The sequence below is a fragment of the Dyella sp. SG609 genome (assembly GCF_012275375.1).
Taxonomy (GTDB): Bacteria; Pseudomonadota; Gammaproteobacteria; order Xanthomonadales; family Rhodanobacteraceae; genus Dyella_D; species Dyella_D marensis.
Window position 1 is genome coordinate 102,246 of the sequence record NZ_JAAZQJ010000004.1, and the last position, 20,546, is coordinate 122,791.

Genomic DNA, 20,546 nt, shown 5'->3' on the forward strand with positions numbered 1-20,546 from the left:
TGGACGCTTTAGACCACGAGTTTTTCCCATGCATGAAGCTCCCCGCCGCCTCGGCCCCTTGCCCTGGCTGATCTTCGGCTCCCGCTGGCTGCAGCTGCCGCTGTATCTGGGCCTGATCGTGGCGCAGTGCGTCTACGTGTTCCTGTTCGCCAAGGAGCTGTGGCATCTGATCCACGAAGCGCCGTCGCTGGGCGAACAGGAGATCATGCTGATCGTGCTCGGCCTGATCGACGTGGTGATGATCTCCAACCTGCTGGTAATGGTGATCGTCGGCGGCTACGAGACCTTCGTCTCGCGCCTGCGCCTGGAGAACCATCCGGACCAGCCGGAATGGCTGTCGCACGTGAACGCCTCGGTGCTGAAGGTGAAGCTGGCGATGGCGATCATCGGCATCTCCTCGATCCACCTGCTGAAGACGTTCATCGCCGCCGGCTCGCTGACGGGGTTGCCGTTCTGCTCGGCGGAGATGCTGGCGAGCATTGCCGAGAATGGCCCAGGCACGGCGCTGAAATGCGCCACGCTCACGCCGGTGGGCGTGATGTGGCAGACCATCATCCACTTGGTGTTTATCGTGTCGGCGATCGGGATCGCGTGGACGGACCGGTTGATGCAGAGCGCGAAGCGCGAGGAGCATTGAGCTTTTCACTCCCTCTCCCCTCCGGGGAGAGGGTTGGGGTGAGGGGCCGGGCGGAGCGGTGAGTGGAGGGTCTCGATAAGCTCAAGAGCTTTTTCCTCTCTTCTTAGAAGCGCTACCGCGAGCACCCACCCCTCATCTGCCTGCCGGCATCTTCTCCCCGGAGGGGAGAAGAGTTTCGGTCTTTAGCCTTCCAGCTCAGTCCACCGCGCGTACGCCACTTCCAGCTCCGCCTGCAGCTTCGCCAGCGCCTCGTTGTGCCGCTGGATCGCCGCGTTGTCCTGCTGGTAGAACGCCGGATCGTTCATCGCCGCCGAACACTCGGCGATATCCGTCTCCAGCTTTTCGATCAGCGCCGGCAGCTGCTCCAGCTCGCGCTGGTCCTTGTAGCTGAGCTTGCGCTTCGGCTCCGCGGCGCGCGGCGCTTCGGCGGGCTTCGCCGGCACCGGCACGGCTTCCACCGCCTTCGCCACCGGCCGCTGCCGCAGCCAGTCGCTGTAGCCGCCGACGTAGTCGCCGACCCGGCCTTCGCCTTCCAGCACCAGCGTGCTGCTGACCACGTTGTCGAGAAACTCGCGGTCGTGCGACACCAGCAGCAAGGTGCCCTGGTATTCGGTCAGCAGTTCTTCCAGCAGCTCCAGTGTTTCCACGTCCAGGTCGTTGGTGGGTTCGTCCATCACCAGCAGGTTGGACGGCTGGGCGAACAGCTTGGCCAGCAGCAGGCGGTTGCGTTCGCCGCCGGAGAGGCGGGTGATCGGTGCGCGGGCGCGTTCGGGCGAGAACAGGAAATCCTGCAGGTAGCCGATGACGTGCTTGCGCTGGCCGTTGAGCTCGATGTATTCGCGCCCGCCGGCCACGTTGTCCAGCGCATTGAGCGCGTCGTCGAGCTGGCTGCGGTGCTGGTCGAAGTAGGCGATCTGCAGGCCGGTGCCCAGCGTCACCTCGCCGCGCTGCGGCGTGAGTTCGCCCAGCAGGATCTTGAGCAGGGTGCTCTTGCCGGCGCCGTTCGGGCCGACGATGCCGACGCGGTCGCCGCGCATGATCACGGTGTCGAGCTGGTCGATCAGCACGCGCCCGCCGTAGGCCTGGTGCACGCCGCGCGTCTCGATCACCTTCTTGCCGGAGGCCTGTGCATTGGCCAGGGTGATCCTGGCGTTGCCGCCCAGCTCGCGCCGCTCGGCACGCTCGCGGCGCAGCGCCTTCAGCGCGCGCACGCGGCCTTCGTTGCGGGTGCGGCGCGCCTTGATGCCCTGGCGGATCCACACTTCTTCCTGCGCCAGCTTCTTGTCGAACAGCGCATTGGCCTGCGCCTCGGCGTGCAGGCGTTCCTCGCGGCGGCGCAGGTAGTTGTCGTAGTCGCCGGGCCAGCTGGTCAGCTGGCCGCGGTCGATCTCCACGATGCGCGTGGCCAGCGAGCGCAGGAACGAGCGGTCATGGGTGATGAAGATCAGGCTGCCGGCGAAGGACTTGAGAAAACCCTCGAGCCAGCCGATCGCCTCGATATCCAGGTGGTTGGTCGGCTCGTCCAGCAGCAGCACGTCCGGCTTGCGCACCAGCGCCTGGGCCAGCAGCACACGGCGCTTCATGCCGCCGGACAGCGCGGCGAAGTCGGTGTCGGCCGGCAGTTCCAGCCGCTCCAGCACCTCGTTGACGCGGCGGTCCAGATCCCAGCCGTGCCGCGCCTCGATCTGCGCCTGCACGTCGCCCAGCGCGTCGAAGTCGTGCTCGGCGAGCAGGTGGTGGTAGCGCGCCAGCAGCGCGCCGAGATCGCCCAGGCCCGCCGCGACCACGTCGAACACACTGCCGGCGGTGTCCTGCGGCACTTCCTGCGCCATGCGCGCGACCACGATGCCGGTCTGCAGGCGCAACTCGCCGTCATCCGGCTTGAGGTCGCCCGCGATCAGCTTGAGCAGGGTGGATTTGCCTTCGCCGTTGCGGCCGACGATGCACACGCGCTCGTTCGCCTCGATCGACAGATCGACGTGTTCGAGCAGGAGGGGGCCGCCGACGCTGAAGTCGACACGCTGGAGTTGGATCAGGGACATCCGCGCATTGTAGCCGTTGCGCGGGGCCCCGACGAAAACGGGCCGCTTGCGCGGCCCGTTTTCCTGCAGCGGATGAAACGTCCGCTTACTTCAGCTTGGCGTCCGCGCGCAGCGCCTCGGCCTTGTCCGTCTTCTCCCAGGAGAAAGCGGTGTAGGTCTTGCCGTCCGGACCCTTCACTTCGTACGGCGAGCGGCCGAAGTGGCCGTAGCTGGCGGTCTGCTGGTACATCGGATGGATCAGGTCCAGCATCTTGATGATGCCGTACGGGCGCAGGTCGAAATGCTTGCGGATCAGCTTTTCGATCTTGTCGTCCGAGATCTTGCCGGTGCCGAAGGTGGTCACCGAGATCGAGGTCGGCTCGGCCACGCCGATGGCGTAGGAGACCTGCACTTCGCAGCGGTCGGCGATGCCGGCGGCCACGATGTTCTTGGCCACGTAGCGCGCCGCGTAGGCGGCCGAACGGTCGACCTTGGACGGGTCCTTGCCCGAGAACGCGCCGCCGCCGTGGCGGGCCCAGCCGCCGTAGGTGTCGACGATGATCTTGCGGCCGGTCAGGCCGCAGTCGCCCACCGGGCCGCCGATCACGAACTTGCCGGTCGGGTTGATGTGGAACTTGGTGCCCTTGTGCAGCAGCTTGGCCGGCAGCACGGGCTTGAGGATGTGCTCGCGCACGGCCTCGACCAGGTCCTTCTGCTTGATGTCCGGATCGTGCTGGGTCGACAGCACCACGGCGTCGATCGCCACGGCCTGGTCGTTCTCGTAGCGCAGGGTGACCTGGCTCTTGGCGTCCGGGCGCAGCCACGGCAGCGGCGACTTCTTCGCCTTGCGCACCTTGGCCTGCTGCTCGACCAGGCGGTGCGAGTAGTACACCGCCGCCGGCATGTAGTCCTTGGTCTCGTTGGTGGCGTAGCCGAACATCAGGCCCTGGTCGCCGGCGCCCTGTTCTTCCGGCTTCTTGCGGTCCACGCCCTGGTTGATGTCGGGGGACTGCTTGCCGATCAGGTTCAGCACGCCGCAGGTCTCGCCGTCGAAGCCGACGTCGGAGGAGTTGTAGCCGATGTCGACGATGACCTTGCGGGTCAGCGCCTCGAGGTCGATCCAGGCGCTGGTGGTGATCTCGCCGGCCACGATGGCCACGCCGGTCTTCACCAGGGTCTCGCAGGCCACGCGCGCACGCGGATCCTGGGCCAGGATGGCATCGAGGACGGCGTCGGAGATCTGGTCGGCGACCTTGTCCGGATGGCCTTCGGAAACCGATTCGGAGGTGAAGAGGAAGTTGCTCATCGCGGGTTATATCCTTCCTTACGGATAGAGAGATAAATAAAGGGTGCGGCATGATACATGCCGGCCCCCGGTTTTGCAGCTACAGCATGCGGCCGGCAGGTGACGATTTCATGCCGATTCAGCCGTTTGGACGGCCAGGAGGCCGAATGTCGCAGGCTTCCGGCGGCCTGCCGGGCGGCCGCGCAAGCGCCCGAGGATAGCTCACGGCCGTCCCGGCCGTTGCTGCGCTGCGGGTAGGCGGGGCGGGGATTTCCGGGCCCGATCCGCTACATTCGGGCGGATCGGCACGACTCGCGGAGGCCTGCATGACCCGGAACCACACCATCCATCCCGCCCGCTGGCTGCTGGCCCTGGCCTGGCTGCTTCTGGCCTCGGCCGCCGCCGCCCAGACCGTCCAGACCGTCCAGACCAAGGGGCCGGCCGAATGGCTGCCCGCCATGGACGCCTTCGCCAGGCAGGACCAGGCCCAGCCCCCGCCGCAGCAGGCCGTGCTGTTCATCGGCAGCTCCTCGATCAATTACTGGCATTCGCTGGCCGAGGATTTCCCCGGCGTGCCGGTGATCAACCGCGGCTTCGGCGGTTCGGCGATCGAGGACAGCACCTACTACGCCGACCGCATCGTTACGCCGTACCACCCGCGCCTGATCGTGATGTACGCCGGCGACAACGACGTCTACGAAGGCCACTCCGCGCAGCAGGTGGCGGACGACTTCAAGGCCTTCGTGGCGCGCGTGCGCAAGGACCTGCCGGCGGTGCCGGTGGTGTACATCTCCATCAAGCCGAGCGTGGCGCGCTGGTCGCTGTGGCCGGCGATGAGCCAGGCGAACGGCCTGATCCGCGACTGGGCGGCGACGCAGCGCGGCGTGCGCTTCGTGGATATCGCGCCGCTGATGCTCGATGCGCAGGGCAAGCCGCGCGCGGAGCTGTTCCGCGACGACGGCCTGCATATGAAGCCGGCCGGCTATGCGCTGTGGATCCAGGCGCTGCGCCCGGTGCTGGCCTCATATGGCTTCAAGGCGAAGCCGCCAGCCGCCGACGCACCGTGATACGGCGTAGGTTGGGGTGAGCCCGTAGGCGACTGCGAAGGCAGGATGCCGTAGCGAACATCCGCGTAGCGGATGGCCCGAAGGGCTGGCTGCTGATGCAGCCAGTAACCCCAACGTCGAGACCTCCAGGCGCACCGCAGCGTTGGGGTGCGCCTGCGGCTTACCCCAACCTACCGCAGAGCACGCTCAGTACACGCTGGCCCGCGCCTGCACGAAGGCGAAGAAGAACACTGCGTTCGGGTCGTTGCGCACGGCCTGCAGTTCCTTACGCATGCCGGCGACGGTGGCTGCATCGACCTGGCCGCCGTCGAGCAGGGCATCGGCCGCCGACAGCAGCAGTTCTTCCCAGAACTCGATCATGTGCTTGCGCCTGCCTGGCTGGCGGTTGTCGAGGTGGATGGTTTTCACCTCGGTATGCACGTCGTGGTAGCCGCCGGCCAGCAGCAGGTTGCCGAGCTTGGCGCCGATGAAGGGATCGCCGCCGGCGTCGTACTGGTGGTCGTTGAAGGCCAGCCAGTAGCGCAGCAGGTGCGGCGAATACGGGTCGAGGAAGAACGAGGCGTTCAGCACCTCGGTGACGTAGACGGTGGCGCCCGGGCTCAGCACGCGGCGCACTTCGCTCAGCACGCGCGCGGGGCTGGGCATGTGTTCCAGCACCCAGCACAGGTAGGCGGCGTCGAAGCTGCGTTCGCCGAACGGCAGGTCGGTGGCGTCGGCCTGTTTCAACGTGTAGCGCGCCTCGCACCAGGCGGTGGCGGCGAGGTTGCGCTCGGCGGCGGCGAGCTGGGCCGCCGAGCGGTCGATGCCGGTGACGTGCAGCTGCGGGAAGCGGCGCAGCAGGATCTCGGTCTGCGCGCCGACGCCGCAGCCGACTTCGAGCAGGCGGGTGGCGTCGCTGTAGTCCACGTGGCTGAACAGGCTGGGTTCGAACATGCGCGCCTGGCGCACCAGGCGGGCCTGTTCCTCGGTCGAGAAGCCGTGGATATAGGGGAAATCGCCGGTGGGTTCGGTGGCCATGGGGCCTCCGCAGCGGGGCTGGAAGGAAAGCTTAGGCCTCGGCCGTGGCGCGCTCAAGATTGGCGCACGTGGGGGTAGGCGTAAGCGACTGCGAAGGCAGGATGCCGTAGCGAACATCCGCGTAGCGGATGGCCCGAAGGGCTGGCTGCTGATGCAGCCAGTAACCTCGACGATGCGCGCGGAAACCCGCTCGGTGCGCAGGCATGGCGTTGGGTATCACCCCAACCTACGCGGCGAGTTCGAGGCCGTTTTCCAGTGCCTGGAAATATTCGCGCGTCAGGCGCAGCTGGTCCTGCGCGCTTTCGGCGCGGTTGACCACCTCGCGGAAGGCGGCGTTTTCCGGGCGATCCTTGGCGTACCAGCCCAGGTGCTTGCGCGCGATGCGCACGCCGGACTGCTCGCCGTAGAACGCGTACAGATGTTCCAGATGCGCCAGCAGGATCGCGGCCACTTCCGCCGGACCCGGCTCGGGCAGGCGCTCGCCGGTGGCGAGGTAGTGCGCGATCTCGCGGAAGATCCACGGCCGGCCCTGCGCGCCGCGGCCGACCATCACCGCGTCGGCGCCGGTCGCATCGAGCACGTGTTTGGCCTGCTCCGGCGTGGTGACGTCGCCGTTGGCGAAGATCGGCATGCGCACGGCGGCCTTGACCGCGGCGATGGTGTCGTACTCCGCCTCGCCTTCGTATTTGTCGGCGCGGGTGCGGCCGTGCACGGCCAGCGCGGCGATGCCGGCGTCCTCGGCGATGCGGGCGATGGTGAGCGCGTTCTTGTTCTGGCGGTCCCAGCCAGTGCGGATCTTCAGCGTCACCGGGATGTCGACCGCATCGACCACCGCCTTGACGATGCGCGCCACCAGCGGCTCGTCCTGCAGCAGGGCGGAGCCGGACCACACGTTGCAGACCTTCTTGGCCGGGCAGCCCATGTTGATGTCGACGATCTGCGCGCCGTGCCCGGCGTTGTAGCGCGCGGCCTCTGCCAGCATGGCCGGGTCGTAGCCGGCGATCTGCACGCTCACCGGTTCGGGTTCGCCGGCGTGGTCCATGCGGTGCAGCGACTTGCGCGTCTGCCACAGGCGCGGGTCGGCGGTGGTCATCTCGGACACGGCCAGGCCCGCGCCCAGCCGTTTGCACAGCAGGCGGAAGGGCTTGTCGGTGACCCCCGCCATGGGCGCGAGCACCACGGGCGGGTCGATGCGGTAGGGGCCGATCTGCATCCGGCCATTTTAGCCGGGAGCGGCCCCGCCGGTCAGAAATCCACCGAAGCCTGCACGAAGAAGGTGCGCGGCTGGCCCACGTAGAGGCCGTTGTTGTTGTCGGTGGAACGGGTGAAATAGCGCCGGTCGAACAGGTTCTTCACGCCCACGCCGAGCTTCAGATACGACAGCGCCGGGCCGAAGCGGTACTCGCCGCGCAGGTTCCAGCTGGTCCAGCCGGGGATGTCGCCGTAGTCGCCCGCCGGCGTGCCGACGGTGATGTACTGCGAAGGCCTGGTCGGATCGAAGCTGGGCGAACCGGGCGAATGCTGGCGCGACTGGGTGAAGGCATCCAGGTTCAGCGTCCACGGGCCGCGCTCGTAGCGCACGCCGAGGTTGGCGGTGCGGCGCGAATAAAACGGCAGGTCGCGGCCGGCGAACGAGCCGTAGTTATAGGTGGCCTTGGTGTAGGTGAAGGTGCTCCACAGGGTGAGGCCGCGCAGGTTCGGATCGAACGCGCCGGCATCGAGGTGGGCGGCGGTTTCCAGGCCCTTGTGGGTGGTGGCGCCGAGGTTGGTCCAGCCGTCGTGCGAATCGGCCACGCCGGGAATCTTGCCCACCAGCTGCAGCTCATGGTCGAAGTTGATGCGGAACAGCGTGGCTTCCGCGCCCCAGGCGCCGTTGTCGTAGCGCGTGCCGGCTTCGTAGGTGCGCGCGGTTTCCGGGGCCAGGCCGCTGGCGAACTGGTTATCGGCGTTCTTCTGGCCGATCTGGAAATACTGCAGGCTGCCGAACGAGGTCTCGGCGTTGGCGTAGAGCTTCCAGCGCTCGGACAGGTGATAGATCACATTGAGCGACGGCAGCGGCTTGGAATATTTCTCGCGCCGGAAAGCGGGGCCTTTCACGATCACCGTGGCGTCGGGCAGCGCGCGCCACCAGGTGTTGATGCGCTCGTAGCGCAGGCCGGGGGTGATGGTCCAGCTGCCGGCGTTGATGGTGTCGTCGATGTACAGCGCATGCGCTTCGGTGCCGCCGGCGTTGTTGCCCGAACGCACGTACGCACCGTTGTACGGATTGCTGTCGAACGGTGTGTAGTACAGCGGCGAGTCGTACTTGTTGTTGCGCAGCGTGCGCTCGTGCATCGCTTCGTTGAGATAGCGGTAGCCGACGCCGATCTCGTGCGTCCAGCCGCCGAAATCGAACAGCTGCGAATAGCGCGGTTCGATCGCGAAGGTGTGGTAGTTGCGCGGGTAGGCGTTGAGCTGGTGCGTGTAGATGCCGGTCTTGGCGTTCTGCGTGATCGTCTCGATATGGCTGCCGCGGAAGCTGTCGGTGTAGTAGGTCTGCACCTCGAAGCTGCGGGTGTCGTCGACGTGGCTGTACTTCAGCGCGGCGTCCTTGCGCAGGCCGCGGAAGTCGTCGAACGGGCGGCGCGACTGGAACGGGTTGGCGTCGTAGTCGGCCTGGCTTAAGCCCCCGGGCATGCCGGCCTGGCCGCGGTAGTAGTGCAGGCTGCTGCTGAGCGTGTCGGTGGCGCTGAAGCGGTAGCTGGACTTCAGCATCACGTCGTCGATGTTGGTGTTGTTCTCGTGCTCGCGGTAGCCCGGGCCCTTGGTGCCGGAGTAGAGCAGGGCGATGCCCAGTCCTTGCGCGGTGGTGCCGCCGATGAAAGCGTTGCTCTGGGTCTGGATGCCGCCATGCGCGCCGCCCTGCAGCAGTACGCCGGCGCTGCCGCCGAAGGTCTCGGGAATCTCGCGGGTGACGAAGTTGACGATGCCGCCCACGTTCTGCGGCCCGTAGCGCACCGAGCCGCCGCCGCGCACCACGTCCACCGCTTCGAGGTTGGCCACCGCCATCGGCATCATCGACACCTGCGGCTGGCCGTACGGCGCCACCGCCACGGGGATGCCGTCGAGCAGGATGGTGGAGCGCGGCGACAGGCGCGCGGTCAGGCCGCGCACGCCCACGTTCAGCGACACGTCGCTGCCGCCGGTGCCGTTGCTTTCCTGGATCTGCACGCCGGGAATGCGCCGCAGGATGTCGCGCACCTGGGTAGGCGCGGCCTCGACGATCTGCTCGCGGCGGATCGTGGTGCGCGCGCCGGGGTGGTTCTGCACGTCCCGCGCGGTGGCGTCGCCCAGCCAGTCGCCGGTGACGCGCACGGCCGCCAGGTCTTTCGCCTGCTGCTGGTCCGGCGTGTCATCGGCGGCATGGGCGGAGGCGGCGCTGGCCAGCAGGGCCAGGGCGATGGTGCGGGAAAGACGGGGCATGGTGTTAGGAGGCCGTGAAAACAGGCATCTTAAATGAGAATAATTCTCACCACAAATTCATGCGCCGGCCCCGCCAGACGTAGGTTGGGGTGAGCCGTCAGGCGACTGCGAAGGCAGGATGCCGTAGCGAACATCCGCGTAGCGGATGGCCCGAAGGGCGGGCTGCTGATGCAGCCAGTAACCCCAACAGTGCGAGGCGTATGCAGGTGGCCATGTTGGGGTTCGCCTGACGGCTCACCCCAACCTACGCCATGTGTTTCAGTGCGCCGCGCGCGCCGCCGCCACTGCCGCCGGATCGTGCTTGTGCTTGAACAGGAACACGAACAGCACCGCCACCACCAGCGAGTAGGCCGAGAACGCCGTCCAGATGCCGTGCCAGTTCTTGCTGCCGTCGGCATGGGTGAAGAAGGCATCGATCATCCAGCCGCTGACCGAGCTGCCCAGCACCGCGCCGATGCCGTTGGTCATCAGCATGAACAGGCCCTGCGCGCTGGCGCGGATCGACGGATCGGCCTGGCCTTCCACGAACAGCGAGCCGGAGATATTGAAGAAGTCGAAGGCCATCCCGTAGACGATGCACGACAGCACGATCATCCACAGCCCCGCGCCCGGGTCCCCATAGGCGAACAGGCCGAAGCGCAGCGTCCAGGCCAGCATGCTGATCAGCATCACGGTCTTGATGCCGAAGCGCTTCAGGAAGAACGGAATGGCCAGGATGAACAGCGTTTCGGAAATCTGCGAGATGGACATGATGATCGCCGGATAGCGCACGGCGAGCAGGTCCTTGTACTGGTCCATCGTGGCGAAGTCGTGCAGGAAAGTATCGCCGTAGGCGTTGGTGAGCTGCAGCGCCGCGCCCAGCAGCATGGCGAACACGAAGAAGATCGCCATCTGCGCGTTGCGGAACAGCGCGAACGAGGTCAGGCCCAGCGTATCGAGCAGCGACTGGTGCTCCTTGCGCTCGAAGCGCGGCGGGCACTTGGGCAGGGTGAATGCGTACAGGCCCAGCAGCAGGGCGGCGGCGCCGGCCACGTGGAACTGGCCTTCGGTGGTTTCCAGGTGCAGCAGGCTCACCGTCCACAGCGCGGCGATGAAACCCACCGTGCCCCACACGCGGATCGGCGGAAACACCGTGACGATGTCTTCGCCGCCTGTCTTCAACGCGTTGTACGCCACTGCGATCGAGAGCGAGATCGTGGGCATGTAGAACATCATGTTCAGCAGCATCACCCAGAACATCAGCCCGGGCGAATTGATGCTGGGCACGATGAACAGCATGATCGCGCCACCGATATGCATCAGGCCGAACAGCTTCTCGGCGTTGATCCACTTGTCGGCGATCACGCCGGCGATCGAGGGCATGAACAGCGAGGCGATGCCCATGGTGGAGAAGATCGCGCCGAACTGGGTGCCGGGCCAATGCTTGTTCTGGAACCAGTACGCCCCGATGGTCAGCAGCCACGAACCCCATACGAAGAACTGCAGGAAGTACATGATGACGAGGCGGAGTTTGATGCTCATCGGGCTTTATCGGTCCTGGTGATTCGTTAATATCGCGGAGCGGTCCGTCGGGCACACGCCGGGCGGGGCAGCCAGCCGAGCTGGTGCTGCCCTTCCGGTGAACGCGCTGATCCCCCGCGGGCGGCCTAGGACTGGTCTTAGGTCCTGGCCAAACGTCCGCCAGCGTAGGGAATCGGCCCGGCGGGAACAAGTTGCGCAGCCGCAAAATACCCGTGCCTTATTCCGAGCGTCCTTTCCACGCCGAGAGTGACCCCATGAGCCTGTTCCTCACCATCGCCGCGATCCAGCTGATCGCCCTGGCCAGCCCCGGCCCGGATTTCTTCTTCGTCTCCCAGACCGCGGTCAGCCGCTCGCGCCGGCAGGCCATGTTCGGCGTGGCCGGCATTACCCTGGGCGCGCTGGTATGGGCGGCGCTGGCCCTGCTGGGCCTGCAGATCGTGTTGCACCAGATGGCCTGGCTGTCGCGCCTGATCGCCATCGCCGGCGGCCTCTACCTGGCCTGGATGGGCGTGAAGATGCTGCGCGGCGCGTGGAAGACGCCGGCCGGCGGGGCTACCCGGACCGTGGTGGTGGAGCGCAGCGACTTCGCCGCCCTGCGCGCCGGCCTGCTCACCAACCTGGCCAACCCCAAGGCCCTGGTCTACTTCGGCTCGGTGTTCTCGGCCTTCGTCGGCGACGGCGTGGGCGCGGCGGCGCGCTGGGGCCTGTGGGGCATGATCATCGCCGAGACGTTTCTATGGTTCTCGCTGGTCGCGGCGTTCTTCGCGCTGCCGGCGATGCGGCGCGGCTATCTGCGGCTGGTCCGCTGGATCGACGGCTTCGCCGGGGCGGTGTTCGTGCTGTTCGGGCTGCACCTGATCCTGCGCGGGACAGGTAACCGCGCAGCGTGACGGGTCCGATGGCCGCCGATCGTGTGCCGAGCGAAAGCCTTGGCGCCACCTCCACTGATGAGATGGCGCCAAGGCCGGCAATGGGTCTTCAGGACAGCCAGCCAACCCCGTCCTTGCCCGCGAAGCAATAGGATCGATCCTGCAGTTGCAGGCATCCGGTCATTTCGGTCCCTCCGACTCTCATGGTGAATCGAAATACGCCCAGCTTCGCACCGCCCGGCTGCGTCGACCGGATCTCACCGTGCAGGCTCCGATAGGAGGATTGCGCCCGTTGCGCGGTTTCCTCCCAGTTGACCAGGAACGTCACCGCGCCGGCATAGTCCAGGCCGAGCTGCGCCGTGAAGGATGCTCCCGGAGTGAGCCTGGATATCTTGTCGCCCTCGTAGATGACGTAGGGGAAGTAAAAATTCGGCCTTAACGGCTGCTGGAACAGCCAGGCCGACTCCCGGCCGCTGTGTTCGACGGCGTACTTGTCCACGCCGGCCTGGAAGATGGGCGGACTCTGGGCGTACGACGCATGAACGGGAATGGCCAGACCGAGACATGCCGTGAACGCAGCGAGGGTGCGATAGATGGAATGATTCATTGGAGCCTCACCGATATCCGGACACGTAGGGCGAAAATTCATTCATTGCGTCCATGGCGTCGTAGCGGTCCTTCATTCCCATAGGCAGGCCGTAATCCCGCGTGTATCGATGCGGTGTCGAATAGAACGCGACCTTGTTGCCGGCCATGATCGTGCCGACCAGCGGGTAGCCGGACCGGCCGTATGCCCAAGGCGGCGTGTCATCGTAAATGCCGAGCAAATGGCCTAATTCATGCCGCATCACCGACGTGGAGCAATGGGTTGATCCCGCTGCTGCAAAAGATTTTTCTGATGGGCCGACGGCATAAGCGACCCCGCAAGAGCCTTCCTGCTTTTCGGTTCCCTCGTAGTAAACCAAGTCCGCCTTGAGGTTATCCCGCCATTTCGCTACCTGAGGATGGCTGCCGATCAATTGCGATACCGCCGATAGATCCTTCCAGGCGGCCGGCGCATTGATTCTCCTGAAACCGACCAGTCTCATCGTGAAAGTAGCGCCTGAATTCTCCAGTGCCTGGTTGGTACCCAGGATTCCGCTGAGCAGCCGGCTGCGCATGTATTCCTCGCCGTAGGTCGAGGCCGCGGCGCTGCTGTAAACGGCAAGGACGTCGATGGTGACGGCTTCCGGCATCCACTTCTGGCCATCGCTCACGAACGCGGGTGTTTCGCCGATACCGACCGAATGCGGTGTGCTGCTTCCGTCGCTCGCCAGGAGCACGTTGAAAGGGTTGGAGGCCTCGCCCCTGAAGAGGATCCGCGCGCCTTTCTTCTGCGGCCCTTGCGGCAGCTGGATGTTCGGCACATAGGACGCTCGATCCGACACGTAGATAGTGCGCGGAGTGGCTGGGTCAGGCATGACCCCCTTACGCAGATTCGCTGCCGTATAGATCGTGTCTGGCGCGTCCATGACGACCCAGCGCTTCTTCTCGCCGATATACATGAACGTATATTCCTGGCCGCGGCTCAGGCCGAACATGCCTTTTTCCTCGACGCCGCCTCCTTCGATCAGCGCGGTTCGCGCGGTCGACGATCGAATCGTGATGCGGTCGCGGTCGCCGGCACCTGCCGGCAGCTTGATGTTGGGAATCCAGCCGTCGTCGGTCAGCGTGAAGACGGAGCGTGGCGCTTTGGTGCGGGCGTCGGGCGATTTCAGGTCGATCAATCGCTCCGGAGATTTCTCTATCGCCCATTTCTTGAAGTCGGCGACATAGCGGAGCATGTATGCATCGCCATTCTCGATCGTGGCCGTGGATGCATGGAGCAGGTCATCCGGGTTTATCCGTGACGAAAGTTGCGACGACGATCGGATATAGATGATCGATCCAGCCACCGCGGTGGCGGGCAGCGAGATGCGCGGATGGCTGTCGCCGGGTTTTATGTCGTAGACGGTATACGGTCCGTTTCCCGCAGGAATGGAGCTCCGTTCGGAGGAATAGTATTTGACCTTTGTTCCGGTGACGCTCCACAGGCCAGTTTTTTTCTCGTAGCGGAACTGGCAAAAGGCACCGCAAGCCCAGATTGCGACGCTGTCGCGCGGCAGATCGAGTTTTTCGCTGTGCACGGTGTATCTGCTGCTTCCATCCGTGCCGAAGAGAACCCAATCCTGGTCCTTGGGGTTCTGTGGAAGCTTCAGTATGTAGGGCTGCTCTCCTTGGGTGAAATTAAAAAGAATGCCCGCATATCCACTCGGCAGCTGTCCATCGGGAATGTTGGAGGGTGTCAGCGAGGTGGTTGCGGTTATGGCCAGGCATGCCGTGCTGATCAGCAATGCGGGTATCAGTAGGAGTGAGGTGCGACGTATTTTCATGAATATCGTGCCCTTGATAAATGGAAGCCGTACCCGGGTGTGGCGCGATATTTAAAGCAGCTGCCCGATGCGGGCGATATGGATTTGCCGATGAATTAGGAGTACTTCGCGGTGTTTCGAGTGCGGCGGGCAGGCCGGCTTCTCATCAGGGCACCAGCGAGCATCGGCTTGGCGGACACGATGGTTGCCCCAGGCGAGGCGTAATCCGGGTTGTGCTCCTAGGACGAAGCGATCGAAAAGCCGGGTCGCGGCGCAGCGCTCAGGGCAGCAACTTGCCCGGATTGAGAATCCCGTCCGGATCGAACGCCGCCTTCACTGCGCGCATCAGCCCCAGCGTCGACGGCTGCAGCGCCAGCGGCATGAATTCGCGCTTGACCAGCCCGATGCCGTGTTCGCCGGACAGCGTGCCGTCCAGGCGGATCACCAGTGCGAATACTTCGGCCAGGCAGGCATGCGCGCGTTCGCGTTCGGCGTCGTCGCGCGGCAGCAGGTTCACGTGCAGGTTGCCGTTGCCGGCGTGGCCGAAGCTGACGATCAGCACGTCGTGCTTCGCGGCGAGGCGCTTGATGCCGTCGACCAGCTCGGGCAGGCGGCTGACCGGCACCACCACGTCCTCGTTGATCTTGTTCGGCGAGATGGTGCGCTGCGCCGGCGACAAGGCTTTGCGCGCGGACCACAGCGCCTGGGTTTCCTCGGCGGTCTGCGCCACCTGCAGGCTGTCCAGGCCGTCGCCGCGGGCGGCGCGCGAGACGGCTTCCACGGCACCGTCGAGCGTGTCCGGCTCGCCGTCGACTTCGATCATCAGCATGGCGCCGGCCAGCGGCACGCTGTCGCCGCCGTGGTCGCGGGCCAGCTTCAGCGCCACGTCGTCGATGAATTCCAGCGCGCAGGGCGTCACCGGCTGGGCCATGATGCGCGCCACCGCGTGGGCGGCGGCGCCGACGTCGCGATAGGTGGCGCGCAGCGTGCGCAGGCCGCTGGGCTTGGGCGTGAGCTTGAGCGTGGCCTCGGTGATCAGTGCCAGCGTGCCTTCCGAACCGATCAGCAGGCGGGTCAGGTCGTAGCCGGTGGAACCCTTGCTGGTGTAGGTGCCGCAGCGGAAGCCTTCGCCGGTGCCGGCGACCGCGCGCATTCCTAAGGTGTTCTCGCGCGGGCTGCCGTACTTCACCGTGCGCGGGCCGGCCGAATTGCAGGCCAGGTTGCCGCCGATGCTGCACCAGGGCGAGGAGGTGGGATCGGGCGGCCAGAAGAAGCCGTGCGGCTTCAAGGCCTGCTGCAGGTCGCCGTTGAGCACGCCGGGTTCGACTACAGCGAGGCGGTTGTCCGGGTCGATGCGCAGGATGCGGTTCATGCGCTCGAAGCTGGCCACCACGCCGCCGCCCACCGGCACCGTGGCGCCGGTGGTATTGGTGCCGCGGCCGCGCGCCACCAGCGGCACGCCGTGTGCGCGGCAGGCGCGCACCAGCGCTTCGGTCTGCTCGTGCGTGGTGGGAAACACCACGGCGTCGGGCAGGGCGTTGCGGCGGGAGTTGTCGTAGGCGTAGGCGAGGCGCTCGGCTTCGGCCAGCGACAGGGCGTCGCCGGCGAAGCTGGCATGGAGGGCCTCGAGCAGGGCGGAGGGCAGCGTCATGCGCCAAGTCTAGCGCCGACGCCGCCCGGGTTCGTCCAAGTTGGCCCGGATCGGCCCGGTTCGCGGCCTCAGATCTTCAAGGTGGGAATATCGACCTTGGGCAGCAGGCGCGAGGTGAAGTAGCTGTCCTTGTAGTAGCGGATCTTCTCGCACATCACCGGATGCGGGATGCCCTCGTACAGGAACACTTCCTTGTCCGCGCCCATGGCCTTCAGTTCCTGCGGCAGCATCAGCGCGCGGCGTTCCTCGGACTCGCTGCGCGAGCGGTCGCCGCCCTTGCCGCGGGTGATGTTTTCCTTGCGCACGGTGGTGTAGCCGAGCATCTCGGAGTAGTCATTGGCGTCCTGCTGCTCGCGCGGCGCGTAGACGATCTGCAGCGCGTGGTTGGTGATCAGGGTGCGCGCCACTTCCTTGCCGTAGGTGGCGTCCAGCTGGGCCACGCTCTGGATGATCGGCAGCAGGCGGATGTTGTAGCCGGCCATGTACGACACGGCGGAGGAAATGATGTCCACCTTGCCGATCGAGGTGAACTCGTCCATCAGCAGCAGGCACTGGTGCTTGAGCGCCTTGTTGTTCTGCGGCAGTTCCTTGGTGTTCTGGTTGATCAGCTGGCTGAAGAACAGGTTCACGATCAGCCGGCTCTCGGCCAGCTTGTTGGGCTGGATGCCGATATAGATGGTCATGCGCTTCTTGCGCACGTCGGTGAGCAGGAAGTCGTCGTCGCCGGTGGCGGCGTCCAGCACCGGGTTGATCCAGGCGTTGAGCGGCTCCTTGAAGGTGCCGAGGATCGAGGCGAAGGTTTCGTTCGCCTGCGACAGCAGGTTGGCGAAGGCCGACTGCGCATTGCTGCTGAGGAAGGGCTGCTGCGACATCCACTGGTACAGCTGGCGCAGGTCTGTGCCGTCGCCGGAAGAGAGCCGGTACACCGCGCCCAGGGTGGGTTTGTCGCGCAGCACCAGGGGCAGGCCCTTCTGCTCATCGTGCTCCCACTTCTCGCACAGGTACAGGGTGAAGGCCATGAAGGCGTTGCGCGCCTGGCTCACCCAGAATTTCTGGTCGTCCGCGCCGTCCGGGTAGAGCATGGCGGAGATGCTCATCAGGTCGGACACGCGGAAGGACGGGTCCTTGGACACGTAGCTCAGCGGATTCCAGCGGTGCGAGCGGCGGTCTTCGGCGAAGGGGTTGAACAGGTAGATCTCGTGGCCCTGGCTGGCGCGCCAGCCGGAGGTGAGCTCGTAGTTCTCCTGCTTGATGTCCAGCACCACCATGGATTCCTGGTAGTCCAGCAGGTTCGGGATCACCACGCCCACGCCTTTGCCCGAACGGGTCGGCGCGGCCAGGATCACGAACTGCTGCCCGCCCAGGCGCACCAGGTCGCCCTTGTACTTGCCGACCAGGATGCCGTTGGCCTGCTCCTTGAACATGCCGGCCTTGCGCAGGTCGCCGCCGTGGGCGAAGCGCGCGTCGCCGTGCATGGAGGGCTTGTGGGTGCGGGCGATGAAATAGAACACCACCATCCACAGCGCCACCGGGATGCCGAAGCCGATGTAGCCGGCGGCCTTGATGCGGCCGGCGTAGGCCTGCACCTGCGGCACGTCCAGCGCGCTGGCGTACTGGTAGTAGGTGTTCCACGACAGCGGAACCTCCACTTTCAGCAGCAGGCGCACCAGCCAGCCGGAAAAGAACATGCCGCCGACGAGGGCGGCCAGCAGCAGGCCGGCGGCCCAATACCATTTCGTCTTGCTCATGAGAACCTGACTCGCATCCATTGCTCCGAAGCCAAGGTGCTTCGGCCCCTGTGCTCTTGCCATGCCGCGGTGGGAGCAGGCCCCGCCGCGGCATCCCTTCGTACTGTCATTGGAACCTAGTGTAAACGGGTTTCGGTGACAGGTCCGGTGATCGCCTTCGCGTCCGCGCTGACTCAGCCTCAGGCGCCCTGGTGCTGCGGCTGGCCGGGCGCCGGCCCCTGCTGCAGCCCCGGCCTGGCCGCCTGCTGCTGCGCCGCTGCCTGCTCCAGCTGGGCGCTGCTGCGTTCGACCGGCGTGTTCACCGCCTGCTGGGTCGGCACCTCGGCCACGCGCTTGAACGGCGAGTTCAGATCGCCCTGCACGGCGTAGGCGCGGCTGCCGTCTTCGCTGAGCATCACGCGGTCGATGCGCTCCAGGCCGGCCTTGCGCGAAGCCACCACCAGCGCGCCGGAGAGATTGTCGCTCTGCTGGTCGGAAGCGCGCTGGCGCGAGGCGTCCAGCGCGCGCACCGCATCGCGCGCCTGCTGGAACAGGGCATGGTCCGGGTGGCCGGGCTGGTCGAGCGGGGGCTTGGCGTGATGCCACTCGCCGGGGTGGGTGAGCGTATGGAGGGCGTGGGAGGCGCCGTCGCCGAAGTGCTCCAGCTTCTCCTCCACCTCGTGCACCGCGTGGCTGACCGCGTTGCCCACCGCATGCACGCCTTCGGAAACTTTCTCGCCCACTTCCTGCGCCACGTGCTCCACGCCGTGCACCACGGCGCGCGGCACTTCCCACGGCGCCGACAGCACGGTGCGGATGTCGCGCACGTCCTCGCGGTAGCGGTCGATCATGCCCTTGTGTTCCTGGTACAGGGCGGCGTTCCCGGCGCTGACGATGGAATGGCCGAGCAGCTTGTTGTCCGGCACGAAATTGTCGATCGCGTGCGCGCTGAAGTCGGTGGCCTTCAGCGGATTGCGCGGGCTGAGCGGGCCGCTGTCGTCGCGGTAGCCGGCCTTGCTCAAGGTGTCGATGTCCTGCGGCGCGGCATAGATGCGCACCTCGCCGAAGTGCGGGCTGGCCGCGCTGACCAGGTCGCCGGCGCGGATATGGTCGATCACCTGGTGGCCGCCCTCGGGCAGGCCGTAGAGCAGGCCGGCGGCGCCGTAGGCGTTGAAGGTTTCGCCCTTCAGGTTCAGCCGCGCGGCGGTGAGTTCGGCCAGGGTGCCGCCGAGCGAATGGCCGGTGACGGTGACGTCGTAAGGCACGCCCAGCTGTTCCGATTGCTGGTGCGCCTTGTCCATCACGCGCTGGGTGAACGCGGTGGCGTCCGGCGCCTGCGCGTTGAGGCCGGTGAGCACCATGCCGGCGTCGGTGCCGCCGTCCTGCAGCAGCTCGCGGTCGAATTCCGAGCCGCGGTGGGCGATCACGATCGCGCCGGTGTCCACGCGCTGGTAGGCGGTGCCCTGGTAGCCGGTGCGCGGGTCGTCGGTGTGGTCGAAGATGCGGTATTTGACGCCGCCGAGTTCGACCGTCTGGTTGATCTGGCGGTCCTGGTAGGCGTCGCGCGCGAGCAGGGCGTAGTCGGTGGTGCTGATGCCGGTGCTGTCCGTGCTCATGGGGCCGTCTCCCTGGCCGTCAGCGTCATCGAGAAGATGTCGGTGCGCGTGGTGGGCTTGAACAGCGCGCGGTTGGGTGTGCCGAAGGCGGTGCGCTCGTCGCTGCTGTTGAAGTATTCGCTGCGCACGAAATACGTGGGCACCGGCTTCTGGGCCAGCAGTTCGCGCGAATCCATCGCGGGCGAGAATTCCACGCCCTTGATGCGCAGCGTGGCCCAGGCGGTGTTCACCGCCCAGTGGCACACGCCCATGCCGTAGTAGTCCTCGTCCTGCAGCAGGTCGGCGTAGAGCGAGCCCTTGTACTCATGGTCGCTGATGCGGACGAAGTCGATGGCGACGTCCTGCTCCGGCGTGAGCGTGGCGCCGCTGACCGGCGTGGCCGGTACGCAGCGTTCGTTCTGCACCTTGTAGTGCACGGTGCCCTTGATGGAATCGAACGGCCCCGGTGCGCCCTCGATGCTGAGGGTCAGCTCGTAGCGTTTCTTCGGATGCGGATTCTGCTTGATCTCTGGAGTCTTCATGGGAGAACCGAAAGCGGTGGTGGACGCGAGCGCCAGCAGCAGCGCATGGACGGCGCGGCGCGGTCGCGGATGCACGGTGACACCCATGCTCAGTGCAGGGTGACCGTGAACGTAAGATGCTTGTCCGGGTCGGCCAGCCGGAAGTATTCGCCACTGATGGCCAGGCCGTTCTTGCCGGCGAGGCGGAAGGCGTCCTCGCCCTTGTCGACCCACGCCGAGGTGGCTTCGGCGGCGCCGGGCATCGGCACCTCGCGGTTGCCGGTGACGCTGCCGGTGGCGGCATCCAGCTCGATCACCCGCAGCTGGGTCTGCGACAGCGACTGCGCCGCCTGCGTGTCGGCCTGCAGCAGCACGTAGACGGTGCCGCCCTTGTGCAGGCAGTGGGTGGCCCGGCCCTGGAAGGTGTTGGACGGCAGCTCCAGCGGGCGGGTCCACAGCACGCGGTTGGCGGCGGTGTCCTCCACGTAGACGAACGGCTTCTGGTTCATGCCGTCCGCGTCGGCGACGGCGCCGACCACGCACTGCTTGTTGTCCCCGGCCGGCTCCGCCGCATAGGAGGAAAAGCCCTGCGGCACGCTGGCGGCGGAGGGTGCGCCGACGGCGGCGGGCTTTGGCGGCGCCGTGTCCTTGGTATCGGCAGCCGATGCGCCCTGGACGAGCAGCAGCAACAGCAGCAGCGGGAGAGTGAAGCCCTTCCCGGTTTTGAGTGATGCGGTTCTGATCGACATGGCTGGTCTCTGCGGAAGAAGCCGGGCCTGTCCG

The 20,546-nt window shown here is 66.3% G+C and carries 16 protein-coding genes; 3 read left to right on the top strand and 13 right to left on the bottom strand.

Going from position 1 to position 20,546, the window contains the following annotated elements; all coding sequences use genetic code 11:
* Positions 1 to 28: 28 nt before the first annotated feature.
* Complete coding sequence (locus FHW85_RS09045) at positions 29 to 637, top strand: TIGR00645 family protein (RefSeq protein ID WP_167252521.1); 609 nt, start codon at positions 29 to 31, stop codon at positions 635 to 637.
* Positions 638 to 819: 182 nt separating this feature from the next.
* Here the strand turns inward: FHW85_RS09045 and FHW85_RS09050 are convergent, their stop codons facing one another.
* Together FHW85_RS09050 and metK are read right to left on the bottom strand one after the other, a co-directional pair.
* A complete protein-coding gene (locus FHW85_RS09050) occupies positions 820 to 2,679 on the bottom strand; it encodes an ATP-binding cassette domain-containing protein (protein WP_168648039.1) in 1,860 nt (619 codons plus the stop codon).
* An 85-nt stretch (positions 2,680 to 2,764) separates the two neighbouring features.
* Positions 2,765 to 3,964: a methionine adenosyltransferase gene (metK, locus tag FHW85_RS09055; protein WP_167252519.1), complete on the bottom strand. Its 1,200-nt coding sequence runs from the start codon at positions 3,962 to 3,964 to the stop codon at positions 2,765 to 2,767.
* A gap of 305 nt (positions 3,965 to 4,269) precedes the next feature.
* Here metK and FHW85_RS09060 point away from each other — a divergent pair, with 305 nt between their 5' ends.
* A complete protein-coding gene (locus FHW85_RS09060; RefSeq protein ID WP_168648040.1) occupies positions 4,270 to 5,010 on the top strand; it encodes an SGNH/GDSL hydrolase family protein in 741 nt (246 codons plus the stop codon).
* 186 nt (positions 5,011 to 5,196) lie between these two features.
* On the opposite strand, the gene FHW85_RS09065 is transcribed toward FHW85_RS09060, so the two are convergent.
* From FHW85_RS09065 to FHW85_RS09080, 4 genes are all read right to left on the bottom strand, one after another.
* Positions 5,197 to 6,027 carry a class I SAM-dependent methyltransferase gene (locus FHW85_RS09065; protein ID WP_168648041.1) on the bottom strand — a complete coding sequence of 277 codons (831 nt, stop codon included), beginning with the start codon at positions 6,025 to 6,027 and terminating at the stop codon, positions 5,197 to 5,199.
* 226 nt (positions 6,028 to 6,253) lie between these two features.
* On the bottom strand, positions 6,254 to 7,240 hold the full coding sequence (gene dusB / locus FHW85_RS09070) for a tRNA dihydrouridine synthase DusB (RefSeq protein ID WP_168648042.1): 987 nt from the start codon (positions 7,238 to 7,240) through the stop codon (positions 6,254 to 6,256).
* 32 nt (positions 7,241 to 7,272) lie between these two features.
* On the bottom strand, positions 7,273 to 9,489 hold the full coding sequence (locus FHW85_RS09075) for a TonB-dependent siderophore receptor (protein WP_168648043.1): 2,217 nt from the start codon (positions 9,487 to 9,489) through the stop codon (positions 7,273 to 7,275).
* A 258-nt stretch (positions 9,490 to 9,747) separates the two neighbouring features.
* Entirely contained in the window at positions 9,748 to 11,010 is a 1,263-nt protein-coding gene (locus FHW85_RS09080) for a nucleoside permease (RefSeq protein WP_167252514.1), read from the bottom strand.
* A 254-nt stretch (positions 11,011 to 11,264) separates the two neighbouring features.
* On the opposite strand from FHW85_RS09080, the gene FHW85_RS09085 reads away from it, so the two are divergent.
* A complete protein-coding gene (locus tag FHW85_RS09085) occupies positions 11,265 to 11,900 on the top strand; it encodes a homoserine/threonine efflux transporter (protein ID WP_168648044.1) in 636 nt (211 codons plus the stop codon).
* An 88-nt stretch (positions 11,901 to 11,988) separates the two neighbouring features.
* On the opposite strand, the gene FHW85_RS09090 is transcribed toward FHW85_RS09085, so the two are convergent.
* From FHW85_RS09090 to FHW85_RS09120, 7 genes are all read right to left on the bottom strand, one after another.
* Positions 11,989 to 12,486, bottom strand: coding sequence for a hypothetical protein (locus tag FHW85_RS09090; protein WP_167252512.1), 498 nt, complete (start codon positions 12,484 to 12,486; stop codon positions 11,989 to 11,991).
* A gap of 7 nt (positions 12,487 to 12,493) precedes the next feature.
* Positions 12,494 to 14,290 carry a zinc-dependent metalloprotease family protein gene (locus FHW85_RS09095; protein ID WP_168648045.1) on the bottom strand — a complete coding sequence of 599 codons (1,797 nt, stop codon included), beginning with the start codon at positions 14,288 to 14,290 and terminating at the stop codon, positions 12,494 to 12,496.
* A gap of 259 nt (positions 14,291 to 14,549) precedes the next feature.
* Positions 14,550 to 15,920, bottom strand: a complete 1,371-nt coding sequence (locus FHW85_RS09100; RefSeq protein ID WP_168648046.1) for an FAD-linked oxidase C-terminal domain-containing protein — start codon at positions 15,918 to 15,920, stop codon at positions 14,550 to 14,552.
* A 68-nt stretch (positions 15,921 to 15,988) separates the two neighbouring features.
* Positions 15,989 to 17,668 (bottom strand): type IV secretory system conjugative DNA transfer family protein, encoded by a 1,680-nt coding sequence (locus FHW85_RS09105; RefSeq protein WP_168648047.1) that lies wholly within the window; start codon positions 17,666 to 17,668, stop codon positions 15,989 to 15,991.
* A 179-nt stretch (positions 17,669 to 17,847) separates the two neighbouring features.
* A complete protein-coding gene (locus FHW85_RS09110; protein WP_168648048.1) occupies positions 17,848 to 19,263 on the bottom strand; it encodes an XVIPCD domain-containing protein in 1,416 nt (471 codons plus the stop codon).
* Positions 19,260 to 19,784 (bottom strand): hypothetical protein, encoded by a 525-nt coding sequence (locus tag FHW85_RS09115; protein ID WP_168648049.1) that lies wholly within the window; start codon positions 19,782 to 19,784, stop codon positions 19,260 to 19,262. Before FHW85_RS09115 ends, FHW85_RS09110 begins: the two co-directional genes overlap by 4 nt.
* Before the next feature lie 89 nt (positions 19,785 to 19,873).
* Positions 19,874 to 20,512, bottom strand: coding sequence for a hypothetical protein (locus FHW85_RS09120; protein WP_167252506.1), 639 nt, complete (start codon positions 20,510 to 20,512; stop codon positions 19,874 to 19,876).
* Positions 20,513 to 20,546: the final 34 nt, after the last annotated feature.